This is a genomic window from Desemzia sp. AGC72 (assembly GCF_057334175.1).
Genome location: NZ_JBHFIG010000006.1, coordinates 96,383 through 111,701, shown reverse-complemented (window position 1 = coordinate 111,701; position 15,319 = coordinate 96,383). Strand labels below are relative to the sequence as shown.

General features: G+C 36.9%; 12 protein-coding genes. 6 read left to right on the top strand and 6 right to left on the bottom strand.

The window, feature by feature from the left end; genetic code table 11:
• Window positions 1-88: 88 nt before the first annotated feature.
• Both ACE025_RS03950 and ACE025_RS03945 read right to left on the bottom strand, forming a co-directional pair.
• Window positions 89-1,870, bottom strand: a complete 1,782-nt coding sequence (locus ACE025_RS03950) for an ABC transporter ATP-binding protein (protein WP_485937681.1) — start codon at window positions 1,868-1,870, stop codon at window positions 89-91.
• A complete protein-coding gene (locus tag ACE025_RS03945) occupies window positions 1,857-3,617 on the bottom strand; it encodes an ABC transporter ATP-binding protein (RefSeq protein ID WP_485937679.1) in 1,761 nt (586 codons plus the stop codon). The genes ACE025_RS03950 and ACE025_RS03945 overlap by 14 nt, the downstream gene beginning before the upstream one ends.
• A gap of 755 nt (window positions 3,618-4,372) precedes the next feature.
• Here ACE025_RS03945 and ACE025_RS03940 point away from each other — a divergent pair.
• A complete protein-coding gene (locus ACE025_RS03940) occupies window positions 4,373-5,203 on the top strand; it encodes an AraC family transcriptional regulator (RefSeq protein ID WP_485937677.1) in 831 nt (276 codons plus the stop codon).
• Between the two features lie 262 nt (window positions 5,204-5,465).
• On the top strand, window positions 5,466-7,010 hold the full coding sequence (locus ACE025_RS03935) for an AbgT family transporter (RefSeq protein WP_485937675.1): 1,545 nt from the start codon (window positions 5,466-5,468) through the stop codon (window positions 7,008-7,010).
• A gap of 118 nt (window positions 7,011-7,128) precedes the next feature.
• Here ACE025_RS03935 and ACE025_RS03930 read toward each other — a convergent pair whose 3' ends face one another.
• Window positions 7,129-8,370 carry a dicarboxylate/amino acid:cation symporter gene (locus ACE025_RS03930; protein ID WP_485937673.1) on the bottom strand — a complete coding sequence of 414 codons (1,242 nt, stop codon included), beginning with the start codon at window positions 8,368-8,370 and terminating at the stop codon, window positions 7,129-7,131.
• A 233-nt stretch (window positions 8,371-8,603) separates the two neighbouring features.
• Here ACE025_RS03930 and ACE025_RS03925 point away from each other — a divergent pair, with 233 nt between their 5' ends.
• The 3 genes from ACE025_RS03925 to ACE025_RS03915 all read left to right on the top strand — a co-directional run bounded on the left by ACE025_RS03925 (window position 8,604) and on the right by ACE025_RS03915 (window position 12,117).
• Window positions 8,604-9,938 carry a CHAD domain-containing protein gene (locus ACE025_RS03925; RefSeq protein WP_485937672.1) on the top strand — a complete coding sequence of 445 codons (1,335 nt, stop codon included), beginning with the start codon at window positions 8,604-8,606 and terminating at the stop codon, window positions 9,936-9,938.
• Window positions 9,939-10,245: 307 nt separating this feature from the next.
• On the top strand, window positions 10,246-11,700 hold the full coding sequence (locus tag ACE025_RS03920; RefSeq protein WP_485937670.1) for a UDP-N-acetylmuramoyl-L-alanyl-D-glutamate--2,6-diaminopimelate ligase: 1,455 nt from the start codon (window positions 10,246-10,248) through the stop codon (window positions 11,698-11,700).
• Window positions 11,701-11,823: 123 nt separating this feature from the next.
• Window positions 11,824-12,117, top strand: a complete 294-nt coding sequence (locus tag ACE025_RS03915; protein ID WP_485937668.1) for a hypothetical protein — start codon at window positions 11,824-11,826, stop codon at window positions 12,115-12,117.
• A 121-nt stretch (window positions 12,118-12,238) separates the two neighbouring features.
• Here ACE025_RS03915 and ACE025_RS03910 read toward each other — a convergent pair whose 3' ends face one another.
• Window positions 12,239-13,045: a 3D domain-containing protein gene (locus tag ACE025_RS03910; RefSeq protein WP_485937666.1), complete on the bottom strand. Its 807-nt coding sequence runs from the start codon at window positions 13,043-13,045 to the stop codon at window positions 12,239-12,241.
• A gap of 732 nt (window positions 13,046-13,777) precedes the next feature.
• Between ACE025_RS03910 and ACE025_RS03905 the strand changes: the two genes are divergently transcribed.
• The gene (locus ACE025_RS03905) at window positions 13,778-14,380 is read left to right on the top strand and encodes a 50S ribosomal protein L25 (RefSeq protein WP_485937664.1); all 603 of its coding nucleotides are present in this window, start codon (window positions 13,778-13,780) and stop codon (window positions 14,378-14,380) included.
• A 49-nt stretch (window positions 14,381-14,429) separates the two neighbouring features.
• Here the strand turns inward: ACE025_RS03905 and ACE025_RS03900 are convergent, their stop codons facing one another.
• Window positions 14,430-14,921, bottom strand: a complete 492-nt coding sequence (locus ACE025_RS03900) for a hypothetical protein (RefSeq protein ID WP_485937662.1) — start codon at window positions 14,919-14,921, stop codon at window positions 14,430-14,432.
• Between the two features lie 19 nt (window positions 14,922-14,940).
• The gene (locus ACE025_RS03895) at window positions 14,941-15,171 is read right to left on the bottom strand and encodes an excisionase family DNA-binding protein (protein WP_485937660.1); all 231 of its coding nucleotides are present in this window, start codon (window positions 15,169-15,171) and stop codon (window positions 14,941-14,943) included.
• Window positions 15,172-15,319 lie beyond the last annotated feature (148 nt).

The window sequence follows — 15,319 nt, the reverse complement described above, 5'->3', positions numbered from 1 at the left end:
TGATGTTCATCTGTTAGTAAAAAAAAGCAACTCTATAGTTCGGCTCATTTTGAGTCTCACTATAGAGTTGCTTTTTTGTGCTGCAGCTTTATATTTTCTTCAATAACTCAGACTGTGTTCGGTACAGTTGGTAATATAAGCCTTTTTGCTGCATCAGTTCCGCGTGACTGCCGGACTCAAGAATTCTCTTGTCCCCGATATAGAAGATACGGTCGCTATTTCGAATCGTTGATAAGCGGTGAGCGACAATAAAAGCTGTTCGACCTTCCAACAATCGATCCAAGCCTTCTTGTAAAAGGACTTCTGTTTGAGTATCGATACTGGAAGTCGCTTCGTCGAGAATCAATACTTTAGGATCAGCCAACAGCGTTCGGGCAAATGAAATCAACTGCCTTTGACCTGCTGACAAGGTACTCCCTCTTTCTTGAACGATCGTACGATACCCTTGCTTCATCCCGCTGATAAATTCGTCTGCGCGAACGATTTTTGCGGCTTCAACGACCTCTTCATGTGTCGCATTTAATTTTCCGTACCGGATATTTTCTAAAATCGTACCTGAAAAGATGAACGTATCTTGTAGCATGACTCCCACTTGGTTGCGCAAAGAGTCTAATGTAACATCGCGAATATCGATTCCATCAATCAAAATCGATCCTTTTTGTACATCGTAAAACCGACTGATCAAGTTGGTGATCGTTGATTTACCGGCTCCTGTAGGTCCTACTAAAGCGATTGTTTCCCCAGGCTTGACATGAAAACTCAACTCTTCAAAAATTGTTTGCCCTTCTTTGTAACCAAAAGTTACATCTCTAAATTCTACATCGCCTTTGACTGGCGGCATTTCAAAAGCATTTTCAGAATCTTTGACACTAGGTTCAATGTCCATCAATTCGAATATTCGTTCCAAATAAACTGATCCAGATACCAAGGAGTTATAAAAGTTACCAAGGTTAATGATCGGATTCCAAAAGTTGTTGACGTAGCCTACAAAAGCAATCAAAATACCTGTCGAAACGTTTACGCCTAATCCATTGATCCCAGCAAAGTAAATAAACGCGATTGTTATAGTGGCGATATTTTGAACGATTGGTCCCAGCAAGAATTGCACCCGTACAGCTCTCATCCAAGCTTTTCGCTGATTATCGCTGAACTGAGAAAAAATATCGTAATTCATCCCTTCACGCGTATAGGATTGAGTCGTTTTGATTCCAGCAATACTTTCATGGATATACGCATTTAAGTTGGCTTGTTCTGCACTTAATTCATCATAAGCGATACGTTGTTTATTCTTTATCACTAATGTGATCACAAATAAGATCGGTAACAGAATGAAACTATACAAAGTAAGCGTGACATCTAATGAAAACATAAAAATCAATGTCACTACAATACTGAGTATGTCAGATAATACATTAATGACACCATTTGACAACAAATCACTCAAAGTATTGATATAATTTACTACTCTGGTCAAAATTTTCCCGTGAGGTCGGCTGTCGTAAAAGGAAAAAGACAAGCGCTGCAAATGAGTGAACAGATCATAACGCATATCTCGCAAGACATTTTGTCCTAGTAAAGGAATATTGTACAATCGGTAACGGATAGCAGCACCATTCACTATCGTCGCCAGCGTATAAATAATAATGATCCACAACAGCTGTGTAGTATCTTGATTCGGAATAGTGTCATCAATAACGATGCTTGTTAATAAAGGACCAAGAACAAGCACGATATTGGAAAAGATGATCACTCCAAAAATTTTAGCTATTGAACTTTTATATGGGAGTAAATATTTAGCTATTCTTGTGTAGTTTTCGGTATTGAATTTAGTTCCTAGTTGTTGTTCTTCCTCCAACCTATTCTGTACCATCGTCCAACGCCTCCTCTACTTCAGATTGGCCAAGTTGTTCTCTATAAATCTCATAATAAGCGCCTCGTTTTTGAAGCAACTCACTGTGCCGTCCTCGCTCAACGATTCTCCCTTTAGATAAAATCACAATTTCATCCGCAGCTTTTACAGAAGAAATTCGGTTTGCAATGATGAAAGTCGTTTTTTCCTTGCTGACTTTTCTCATCGCATCTTGGATTTTCACTTCTGTTTCCATATCTACTGCCGAAGTCGTGTCATCTAAAATTAAAATGGCTGGATTTTTCATCAACCCGCGAGCTAATGACAGACGTTGCTTTTGTCCACCTGAAAGTCCGCTGCCTCGTTCGCCCAAATACGTGCCATATTTTTCCGGCATTTTTTCAATAAATGGACTGGCATCAGCCACTTTAGCCATTTCTCGAATCGTTTCAATCGGAGCTTCTGGAGTACCATAAGAGATATTCTCTTGAATCGTATCTGAAAACAGAAATACATCTTGCATGACGATAGAAATATTTTGCCGTAATTCACGTACATTCCAATTTTTTATGTCTTCCCCATCAATCAGGACTCTCCCTTCTGTAGGGTCAAAAAATCTGGAAATCAAGTTTACTAATGTTGATTTACCTGAACCGGTTTCTCCTAAAATTCCAATGGTTTGTCCTGGACTAGCTTTCAAAGAAATATCTTCCAATACTTTGTTCTCCGGGTCATCAGCAAATGCAAAAGAAACATGCTGAAATTCTACTTCTCCTCGAATTCGTTTTTCTCTTCTTTGTTGTTCCACTGGAATCAGAGGTTTAGCAGATAACATTTGTCTGATTTTATACGTTGCCGTAATAAACCGTTGGGAGTCGTTCATAAACATCCCTATACTCCGCATCGGTACGTTCAACATCCAAGTCAGCCCACTAAAAGCAACCAATTCTCCGACTGTCATGATTCCTCTGATAACAAAGAACCCGCCTAATCCGATAGTTATGACTGACAGTAGACCCGCCAAAGTTTCTAAAACCGGCAAATAGGTTCTTGAGATCTCAGCAGAAAATAAATTGCGCTCTCTGTAATCTTCATTTCGTTTATTGAATTTTTTTGTCTCGTAATCTTCATTGGCGAAGGCCTTAACGACTTTATTTCCTCCAATATTTTCTTCTACCATGGAGTTCAATCTCGAAAAACTTTCTCGAATTTCATAATAAGCAGCATTTGCGCGAGAAGACAGCATCACTGTCAACAATCCTATAAAAGGTGTGACCACCAACATAGATAACATCAAGCGCCACTCAATTCCGCCCAAAAAAATGATAGCTGAAATAAACAATACCGCACTGTCCAAAATGTTAAAATAAACCCAAGAAACCGCATGACGAATCGCATCCGTATCGCCTGTCATACGCGCCATGATGTCCCCAACACGAGTCGTATTGAAGAAGACAAAATCCATTTCTTGCAGCTTCGTGTACAGATCTTCCCTGATTTTAAACAATACATTCTGCCCTGTCGTTTCAAACATCATTTGATACACGTACCGCAATACCGTACGTAATACAGTAGCAACAATCATAATCACCAGCAAAGGTACCAACAAAGATCCTCTTTCCTTATTGATGACCTCATCAACGATCATTCCACCAATATATGGCGTTACCACGTTTAATAACGCCACAACAACCGTCCACAAACTCGCCCAAAACCAATACAACTTGTACGGTTTAATGTACTCCCAAATCCAACGAAAACTAGACATACTCCCACTCCCCCCAATAAATCTCTTACCCAAATCTTAAGCCAAAACCACCTCACATAAAATGGACATAACCAACAAAAACAATGGATAAAATTACTAACATGTGAAGTGCCTCGTTCAGCCCCGACAGAAAAATCTATTGCCTGTTTAGAGAATGCTCTTTATTCTCAAAACAGGCAATGATTTTATCTGAGGAGCTGAGGCACGTAACTGAATTTCAACATGTGGAGGTCGTTGTTCTGACTTGAAAAGAGAATGATTTTTCTCGAGAGTCAAACGACCGCAACTGAATTCCAACATGCGAAGAGGCCTTGACAGCAATAAAGCAAAGACAGGGAATTTTGATTGGGATACTTTCTATCCCAACTAAAATTTATCTTTTTTGCACAGTTGCTAGGCCTCGCAGCTGATAATAAACATGTGAAGTGCCTCGTTCAGCTCCGACAGAAAAATCTATTGCCTGTTTAGAGAATGCTCTTTATTCTCAAAACAGGTAATGATTTTATCCGAGGAGCTGAAGCACGCAACTGAATTTCAACATGTGGAGTGCCTAGCTACGATCTCCAACATATAAAGGTCATCTCTAAGTTCCTCAAGAAAAAATGTTCATCCTTTTTGAGTTCACCTTTTAGATAGTCTATAATTCAAGTAACCGTATCCAAATCTTTTCTTATTGGATAGTCATCTGTTTAAAAAAGGCATATAATACATATGAGTTTACATTTTATACCAATAAAATGTATGGGGGTGAAGGGATGCTTAAAATTGACGACAAAACATTTAATCCAGAAATTCTTTATATTTTTGATGCAGATTCCATGGGTCCATTTGACGGTAAAAATCACCATCATGATTTCTTAGAAATGAGTATCCTTATCAGCGGAGAGGTTTTCTACAATATAGAAGGAACAACGACTCATTTAACAGAACCAACGGTACTTTTATTAAATCCTGGGGTTAGCCATTATGAATATATGCCTTCCAATATGAAAAATAGACAAATCCATATAGGTATTCGCAATTTTACGATTGATCTTTTTCCAAGGGACTATTTCCCCATAAAAGAACCAATCATTCGCTTATCTGAAAATCGACAGAACTTTTTTGACAGCTGCAATGAGATCCTCAAGGAACGTGAACAGTTTAGAATTGGTTCAGAATTATTGTTAAAAGGATTGATTTTGAAACTTTTTGTCCTCTTACTTAGAGACGCTCCCACTCTTCCTGTAAATGAAAGTTCATTATTACTGACTACAGATGAAAAAGAAAAACTGACCTTGATAGAAGAGGTCGTTCAATACTTGGAGAATCATTACATGGAAGATCTGACATTAAATCAAATCGCTGATTATTTTTATACAAGCCCGACCTCATTATCTAGAGCTTTTAAGGAACATAAGGGTGAAACCGTTATCAATTACCTCATCCAATTGCGTTTATTAAAAGCGAAAGAAATGATTGAAGACAACTTAGATATCAGTATTCGTCAAGTATCTCAATTAGTGGGTTACCAAGACGCTTATTATTTCAGTAAATTATTTAAAAAATATTACGGCAAGTCGCCGACACTGTTTCAAAAAGACTAAGATAGAACCCGACTCCAACAAATAGCAGTTTCAGCTAATTGTTGGAGTCGGGTTCTATCTGAAAATTCTGGATATTTCAAAATCCATAATTAAAAATGTTGTTAACAGATACAAAATATATGATTGGACGAATCACTTACGCAAGTTTATTGACCACCCTTTTGAATTCCTGTAATATAAAAATTATCGGTTAATGGGACCGATAACTAATTCTCTTTTAAATTGTGTCATAAAGAGAAATATATAAATGGGGGAATAGAAAATGAGTAAGAAAGAACGACCTATGAAAGAAAGGTCTAAAGGTTTTTTGGGGATAATTGAAAACGTCGGGAACAAGTTGCCTCATCCCGCAATATTATTTGTTATTCTAGCACTTATGATTATTATTATTTCAGAAATTGCAGTACGCGCAGGTTTGTCCGCAACTTATATGGACGCTCGCCTCGGTGAAGAGGTCACCACTAAAGCTGTATCTTTGTTTAATGGTGAAGGACTGAGTTTTATCTTTAATAATGCAACAACGAACTTTACCGGTTTTGCACCTTTAGGAACTGTACTGGTAGCTATGTTGGGGGTTGGAGTTGCAGAATGGTCTGGATTGATTGGAGATGCGTTGAAGAAACTGATTAAATCTGTTCCTACAGCATTATTGACTTCTGTAGTTGTATTTGCAGGTATTGTATCCAATATTGCTTCTGATGCTGGGTATGTCGTCATTATTCCATTAGGAGCTATCGTGTTTGCTGGAGCCGGAAGACATCCGCTTGCTGGTCTTGCTGCAGCTTTTGCTGGGGTTTCCGGAGGTTATTCAGCCAACTTGGTAATTGGTCCTACTGATGCTTTATTAACAGGTATCACTAATGCGGCTTTAGAAAGTGCCAATATCGATTATGAAATGGCTGTAACAGGAAACTGGTATTTCATGATTGTTTCAACGTTCTTGTTAACAATCGTCGGAACGATTATTACAGAGAAAGTTATTGAACCTAAATTAGGCGAATACAAGGGTTCATATAAACCAGACGACGAGCCTTTGACTGATCTTCAACATAAGGGTTTGAAACTTGCTGGTTTATCTGTACTAGTATATATTTTCATTATTGGTTTAATGCTTGTTCCCGAAAATGCTCCGCTTCGTGCTCTTAACGAAGACACTGGACTGATGACAATGGACAACTTTTTAAGCCAAGGTTTGATTTTTGCTATTTTCTTATTATTTGTTATTCCTGGTTTCGTTTATGGAAAAACGGTAGGAAAAATAAAAAACAGTAACGATTTGGTTGAAGGTATGACCCAATCAATGAGTTCAATGGGCGGTTATATAGTTCTTGCTTTCTTTGCGGCTCAATTCATCAGTTATTTCTCTTATAGCAACTTGGGAATGATTCTATCTGTAAACGGAGCGAAATTTTTAGAGTCTGTTGGCTTTACTGGTATTCCGCTGATTATTGCCTTTACACTTTTAGCAGCTTTCTTAGATTTATTCTTGGGATCAGCTTCAGCTAAATGGGCTATTATGGCCCCGATTTTCATCCCAATGTTGTTCAATGTAGGCTTAACACCTGAGTTGACGCAAATAGCTTATCGTATCGCTGACTCTACCAGCAATATTATTACTCCTTTGATGAGTTACTTTGCAATGGTATTAGTCTTCATGAAACGTTACGAGCCAAAGAGCGGGTTAGGAACTTTGATTTCGACTATGCTTCCTTACTCTATGTCTTTCTTAGTAGTATGGTTAATCATGTTGATTGGCTGGTATTTCACTGGTCTTCCAATCGGGCCAGGTTCATATATGACCTTTTAAGCATTAAGTATAAAAAAATGACTAAAACCCCAATCTCTACTAGTTATCTATCACTAGTGGAGATTGGGGTTTTTTATTTAAGCAAATACTTAATAATTATTCTAGTATTCTATATGATTTACAGCACTTCCCTATTGAGTGTTTTGTCTCTGGTTGGACTCCAGTTTTTTTCTTTTAAAATTTTTGTATGGTAGATTTTATCCACCATCAAAGCAATTGCATTGTCCCCTGAAACATTTGCCGCAGTTCCAAAACTATCTTGTGTCAAATAGAGAGAAATCAGCAGAGTCGCGATTGGACCAGTCGCCGGAATCCCAACAATGGCTAAGAATGGAAGAGCACTCATGATGCCTCCGCCTGGGGCTCCAGGAGCTGCTACCATAGCTACTCCAAGTACAAGTATGAAGCCCATCATCATTTGGAAATTAAATGGCAAATCGTACATGATCAAAACAGCTGTCACACAAGAAATGACAGTCGTAATACTGCCGTATAAATGAATTGTTGCACATAAAGGAATTACAAACTCTCTAATCTGGCTTGATACACCGTTTTTACGAGCAATTTCCACGTTAACGGGAATCGTAGCTGCTGAAGATTGTGTACCTAGAGCAGTAACGTATCCTGGTATTTGATTTTTGACAAATTGCCATGGTTTTTCTTTTCGATAAATCCCCGCAATGACAAATAATACTATAACTCCAATCAATTGCAGACTCAACACGATCAAGAACACTCTCCAAAAGACCGACAAAATCGATTGGATGGAACCCGTATAACTTAAATTTACAAAATTTCCAAAGATATAAATAGGCAATCCCGGAATAATCAATGTGTTTAATAGACGCGTTATGATGGCACTAAAATCACTAAAGAAATGATAAATCGTCTCTCCTTTATTTTGACTTCTCAACCAAGATATACCAATACCGAATAAAAAGGAGAATACAATAGCTGAAGTTACATCCAATAGTGGTTCTAAAGGAATAGTAAATAATGCTGCCAATCCTTCCCCGCTTTCAGTTACTTTTTGACTTAATTCTGGGGTAATAAACATCGGAAAAACAGTGGAAGCAATGGTATAGGCAATTACTCCACCTACTAGTGTTGAGCCGTACGAAATAAGTGTAGTAGCTCCAAGTAACTTTCCTGCTCCTTGTGTAAGATCTGCTATCCCAACTATTACATAACCAATAATCATTAGTGGAATTATAAAAGATAATAAACTACTAAACAAACTGGATACCGTAATTGGAATCTGCAAAATAATAGCGGGTAAAACATCAAGTTGCCCAAATACAATCCCTAAAATAATGGCAATAATTAATTTTGGCACTAAACCAATTTTTATTTTTTTCATTGCTGGTTCCTCCTACTGATTAAAATTTTAATCATTTTTTCATAAATTAAATTCCATCATATCATATTCAAAATAGAAACTAAAGGAGATTTTTATTCTATTTGATTTCGTCTCTCTCTTGTTGTCTTATTAGTGGAAATAAACCATTAAAGAAGCGATAATAGAGTTGTCAAACTGGAAAAGACATTTCGCTTATTTTAAAATAGCTCTATCGTCAAGAAAGGATGAGTGCTGTGAGTCGATTCATATGCTTTTTTCGTCATGGAATTGCTGGAAATAAAGAAGACTCAGAAGAAGATTTTAATCGTACTCTAACTTCTGAAGGTAAAAAAATGTTAGAAAACTCTGCTACTAATCTTCGCTATTTGCTCAATATAGAGAAAGAAGTTTTGATTTGGTCCAGCCCTCTACTGCGTGCCGTTGAGACTGCTGAAATTATTTCCCACTCGTTAGGCGTACTCCCCATTACAGAAAAGGAATTTATTGTTGAAGGAGATTACGAGCGGCTTTTGGCAGAAATTGAAAGGACAGCAAAAGATTGCACCATTATCCTTGTAGGACATGAACCGACTTTAAGTACTTGGGTTGAGCAGCTGACCGGTTCTTTACTGCCATTTGGTAAAGGTGCTTGTGTAGGTGTTCAAATAAAAAATTCAGATGAAGCTCAACTATCTTGGTTCCATCAATCCAAATCACTGAAAAACTTGCAACTAATGGCGAGTGACCCAGCGGCTCAATTAACTGTATTGCTAAGAAACTGCTTAAACAAGATGCAAAGCTTTCATAAAACTTTCCTAGTATCTCCTTACGACAAAGAAAACGTACATCAATTGCGCGTCCATACTAGGCATTTTCGTTCTGCATTGGCTTTCTTAAAGCCTTTATTGCCTGACAACGTTTATCAAGATGCCCTAGATTCGACAATAGAATTATTCAAACAGTTTTCACGTTTGCGTGAGTTGGATGTCTTGTTAGAAGAAATCGAGTCGATCAGTAGCACAGAACAGCAATTGTTAGAAGATTTTGAAGGTATTTTAGATTTGATCACTAGAGCACGATTAAAAGAACAGCGAAGACTGATTCATTCAAGCAACCAGAAGAAAATGCGTCTTATTTTCACTCATTTGTTCCAGTGGGTTGAAACTGTTGAATGGGCTCCTTTGATTTTAGGAACTGAAAATTTATCTTCTTTTGTCAAAAAACGGCTCAAAAAAGAACACCAGACTGTTGCAGAAAAATTTAATCAACTTGATTATACGGATATAGAAAAAGTCCATCATGTTCGTTTGAAGGCAAAGAAATATCGTTATGTCCTCAAAAGTTTTTCGTCTTTTTCAGAACAGAAAAAGAAATCTTTGAAGCACGAGCAAAAATCAGCTAAAAAACTTCAAAGAAAATTAAGCACTCCCACAGATCATTACGAAAATATTTTAGTTCTTCAGTCTTTTCTGCACCACGAATTGACTGAATGGCTGGAAAAAGACTTGTTGACTTTAATAGACTACGAAACAAAACAGCTGAACTCAGATTTGGCACACCTTAAGGAAAATTCCACTGACCTCATCTAGTGCTTCATCCTCCTAAGCAGTCTCATAGATTTCTTCCATCTTTGTTCGATTTACTTATCCTCTTCTATTGAGGCAAAAGAAACACATGCCTCTCTTCTTTATGTAGATAACGTTATTTATATTAAGCTTTTTTGATGATATGGCTTCTCTATTCAACTATACTTGAATAGAGAACGTCTATCCTTTCTCATTTTTATTATCAGAACTGACATGACATCCCCATTGAAATAGTTCTTTTAGTAAAATACTTTAAATAAAAAATCGTTTATCCTATATGGATTGTCTTATAGAAGGAGGCAACTTTACAATGAAATTAAAACAATTAATTGAATCCTTCTCTTCTTTATCTGAATTTTCAGGAATTGATCTTGAAATGGAGGTTACAGGTATAACGGATGATTCAAGAAATGTAAAACCCGGGATGCTCTTTGTAGCTATCAAAGGTTACCAGTTTGATGGACATCATTATATAAACGACGCTGCAAAAAATGGTGTATCACTGATTATCGGGGAAGCAGTTCAACCCAGTATTGGGGTTACCCCTTATGTACGTACAAAAAACAGCCGTAAAATGCTCGGCCAATTGTGCAAAAACTTTTACGGAGATGCTTCTAGTAATAAAATCGTTATTGGAGTGACTGGAACAAATGGAAAAACAACTACCTGTTACTTGCTGAAGCATTTATTAGAAAAAGCGGGTTATTCTACTTCACTGATTAGTACGGTAGAATACGTGATAAATGGAAAAACAACTAAGTCCTTGAACACTACCCCTAGTGCATTGCTCATTCATCAAATGATGGCTCAATCAACAGATCAAGTGATCATCGTAGAAGTCTCCTCTCATGGATTGACTCAATATCGTTTAGAAGGAATATCATTTGATTATGCTTTATTTACTAATTTACAACATGATCATTTAGATTATCACCATACGATGGAAGAATACTTTGAGGCCAAAGCTTTGTTATTCGACAAATTAAAACCCACTGGGAAAGCTGTTATCAATGTTGATGATGTATGGGGACAACATTTAACACAACGTTTATCAGCTAACAATGTCGAAACAATCACTATCGGTCATGACGAAGAAGCAACTTTTAAACTTTTATCGAAGAAAGGCAAAGATATCAAAGTAGACATGGCAGGCTCGATTGAACCGATCTATTCTACTTTGATCGGCATGCACAATGTGTACAACTTAGCCATGGCTAGCGGAGTAATCGTAGATATGGGATATACTATTGACCATATTAATGATAGTCTCAAGGATTTCGGTGGAATCCCTGGCAGATTTGAGTCACTTGCTGTAATTGATGGAGTTCATTACATCAGTGATTACGCACATACAGACTTGGCCTTACAATACTGTATAGACTCCATTAGAGAATGTAACGCAAATAAGATCATCCATATATTCGGCTTTCGTGGAAATAGAGACAGTACAAAGCGCGTCCCGATGCTTCAAACTTCCCATAAATTAAGTGACTACACTATTTTAACTACGGATGATCTAAATGGGACCTACGAAGAAGAAATGAAACAGACTTATGAAGCACTGGTTGCCGAAGCTCAGCTTACGGATCACATTACCATTGTTATGGACCGAACCATTGCAATTCAAGAAGCTCAAAAACTGGCTCAACCTGGAGATTATATTGTCTTAACAGGAAAAGGTCCTGAAGCTTATAAAGAAGAATTTCAAATGGGGACTCATTCAGATAAAGAAACGGTCCTTCAATTAAAACATATGCAGCATTAATCACAAAAAGAAACGAGATTGCTCGTTTCTTTTTGTATTTTGTATTCAAATGAAATGATTATAGTGCGGATAGTTGTTTATGGTAAAATAAGTGAAAAGCTATTTATTGAAGGGGTTTAGGATATGTCCAATAAGATGAGACGTTATGCTTTGTTATTATTTGCGGCTTTGGTGGGACTAGTCATGGGATATTTGCGCCCGGAAGTGTCACAATCTTTATTATCTATTGTAGGTATCATCGTTGGTCTAGGTTATTTGATCTTATCTCGACGAGAAGAGATGAATAAATCAGCTCAAAAAAAGAAAAGCACATCTCCTAATCAGATAGATTGGTACTTACTTTTACAGATGCTGCTTTATTTTATCGTCGGAGCAGCTCTAGGAGCAACGATCGTCTATATCAGAGTGCTGTATTGACGAATAATCATTTCAGCTTCAAATTTACTCCACTTTAAAATATCTCATAGAAAAAGAAGGCAGGATCTTGGTACCAAGATCCTGCCTTCTTTTATTGACTTCACTTATTTAGATGAATCAATTAGTTCAAGATTTGAACGTCTAATGTTTTTCTTCCAAATTGTAATGCAGCATTTAAATCAGTCATGTGGACATCAATACGGTGTCCTTTAATCGCGCTACCAGTATCTCCAGCAATAAATGTTCCATATCCTGGTACATACACCGTTGAACCTAATGGAATAACACTTGGGTCAACAGCGATAACGTTTGGATTTTCATTCAAATTGATTCCAGTATACGTTGTATCGCTTAATTCTGGTTGGTTCGTTGAATAAGCTGTAGCTTCTACAGTTACCCATTCGCCAGCTTTTTCTTCTGCAGTTGGTTCTGTTGGTTGAGTTGGTTGAGTAGTTTCAGCCGCTGGTGCTTTTGTCTCAACAGCTTCTTCTGCAACTTCTTCTTTAACTAATTCTTCTTTTGTTTCTTTTGGAGTTTCTACTTCTTTCACTTCTTCTTCACTTACATCGTAAGTTTTCACTTCATTGTTGTTTTCTACCGTTACAACTGAATGGTCACTTGATAAATGAATAGAGTTTCCAGCAATAATCACATCTGCGTTACTGATATCATTGATTTTAACTAATGAGTCTACAGAAATATCTGTTGCTAAAGCAATGCTTGATAATGTATCTCCCCATTGGAAAGTATATTTTGATCCATTTTCATCACTTTGGATATCTTCTTTGACCTCCGTTACAGTACGTGCTTGCCATGAATTAGCGTTATATTCGTTTGCCGATGCTTCTGACGGGTTAGCTACTGAGAATAGTCCTACCATTGCTAGAGTTGATCCTGCAGCTACTAATCTTGACTTTATGTTTCTCATTATTTTCTCCCTTTCTATTCTGAATGCATATTTTCTTTTGCATTTCCAAAGGAACCTCATTGTATTTTTAATAGTCTTGTTTTATTTCTACAAGTATTCTATTAAGCGTTCCTCTGCCACGAAATGAATAATATCATGATTCGAAAGAGAAGTCTGGTAAAAAGAGCTTTTGTTATGGTACTTTATTACTTTTGTATTAAAAGTAAGTATTCATTGCAGAAGTGTGACAAAATCAAGTTTTACGTAAAATAAAACATGTTATAGAAATTTCCGTAATTATTCGGTATTTTTGCTAAAAATGCAGTTTTTTCAAGTTTTGTAATCTATATTTCCTCAAAAGCAGTTTTGTAAGCTGTCCTATAGAAACAAACGTTCGGCATTATACTGCTGACCAGTATTTTAACTGATAGAATCAGTAATACTGTGATTTACTCACAAGTTTTAGTTTTTTTAGACTCTTTATTGTGAGTTAGAAGGCTTCTATCTAACAAGTTGCAGCCTTTAAAATGGTTGTTTTGATCAAAAAGAGTTCTTATCGTCCTCTTTCTACTATAATATAATCAAGAATTTCATCGCATCTCAAAATCACATCGAATACCTTTCATGTTATTTGCTGAAAAGCGGCCTTGTTTCATTGCACATAAACTTTCATAAAAGTCATATCGCTTTCATTATCTCCTGATTTACGTTATCATTGATATTAAGGTAATTATCTTAAGGGGGAATAGTAATATGAACATCAAAGCTATGAAAAGAGAATCAGTCGGTACCGGCGCGTCACACAAAGATCGTCGCACAGAAAATATCCCAGGTGTGATTTATGGGAAAGAGGAAGGCTCGATTTCTGTACTCTTAAATGAAAAAGAAATCCGCGAAGTTTTGAAAACTCAAGGAGATAGTGCAATCTTTGACGTTACCATGGAAGATGGTAAAAAACTTCAGGTTTATATTAAAGAAGTTCAACGTCATTCATTAAAAAATCAAATCTTACATGTAAGCATGCAAACATTAAAAGCTGGACAAAAATTAACCGTCTTTGTTCCTGTAGTTCTAGAAAATACAGAAAATGTAAAAATTGGTGTATTGGAACAAGCACTTCATGAAGTTACTGTTGAAACAGTAGCAGATAAAGTACCAGAAGAATATACAGTGGATGCAGGAAGTTTAGAAATTGGTGATACATTAACTGTTGCTGATTTAGAACAACTTCCAGATGTAGAAATTGTTGAAGAACCTGATACTTTGATCGCAACGGTCTCTGCTCCTCGTTTAGAAGAAGAGCCTGCAGAAGATGCTGCTGATCCAGAAGTTATTGGTGAAGAGACAGCTAACTAATCGGTAATAATTTAAAAAAGCTGAAACAAGCAGTTCAAAACTGCTTGTTTCAGCTTTTTTGTATGGTCAAAACTGTCGGTTTTTCGTACTCTGTGTTGCCAAATAATGTTTGGATATGTTGTGGAGTCAACTGATCAAGAGATAACTTCTCCACTACTGGTTTTTCAACTTCGTCCATCCACGTATCCCAAAGCTCTACTATGCTTCTTGATTGCATATGCTGATTCAAAAAAGCGATGATTTCTTCCGCTCTTTTTTGTGTGTACCCGCCCCACTCAAAAGCATACCTGTAGGGTAACTGAGTATACGGATTAGAATAATAGCCGTCTTCCTCTTTTTGCACTGTAATCTCCCCTAGCAACTCTTCGCTTTCGAACCAAAGCAGCACTTCGGGTTCGTCAGGATCGATATCCATCTCCAAAATACTTTCCTCTATTGAGACTCCAAGCGCTAAAGCTTCATTAAGAGAATATAAATGGACATGCGGATTCTCAATTTCAGGCAAATCAATCGTACTGGCTATGAATTGATAATTGCTCATAAGTCACTTCCTTATAAAATTAGTCTTCATCTTTGATATCAATATCTTCTGGGATAGGCGTATTTAAATATTCTTCCAGTGCTTCTTTTTGCTTTTCCATTTCTTTCATAAATAAATTGAACTGTTCCTTATTCAGCAACAACTCATCATCTACTTGGACTGTCCGTACTTGTTTTTCCCGAATCAATCGATAAAGTTCACTGACAGGCACATTCAAATATTCAGCGGTTTTTTCTATTGTCAAATACATAATATAACGGATCCCTCACTTTTTCTCTTTCATCATAGCTCAAATGTCAAAAGCTGAAAAGAAGTATTTTTGCTTAACGAAAATAAAAAGCCGTTCAAGTCGAAATGACTTGAGCGGCTGCTTTGAAGGTGTCTGCTTTATAACTATA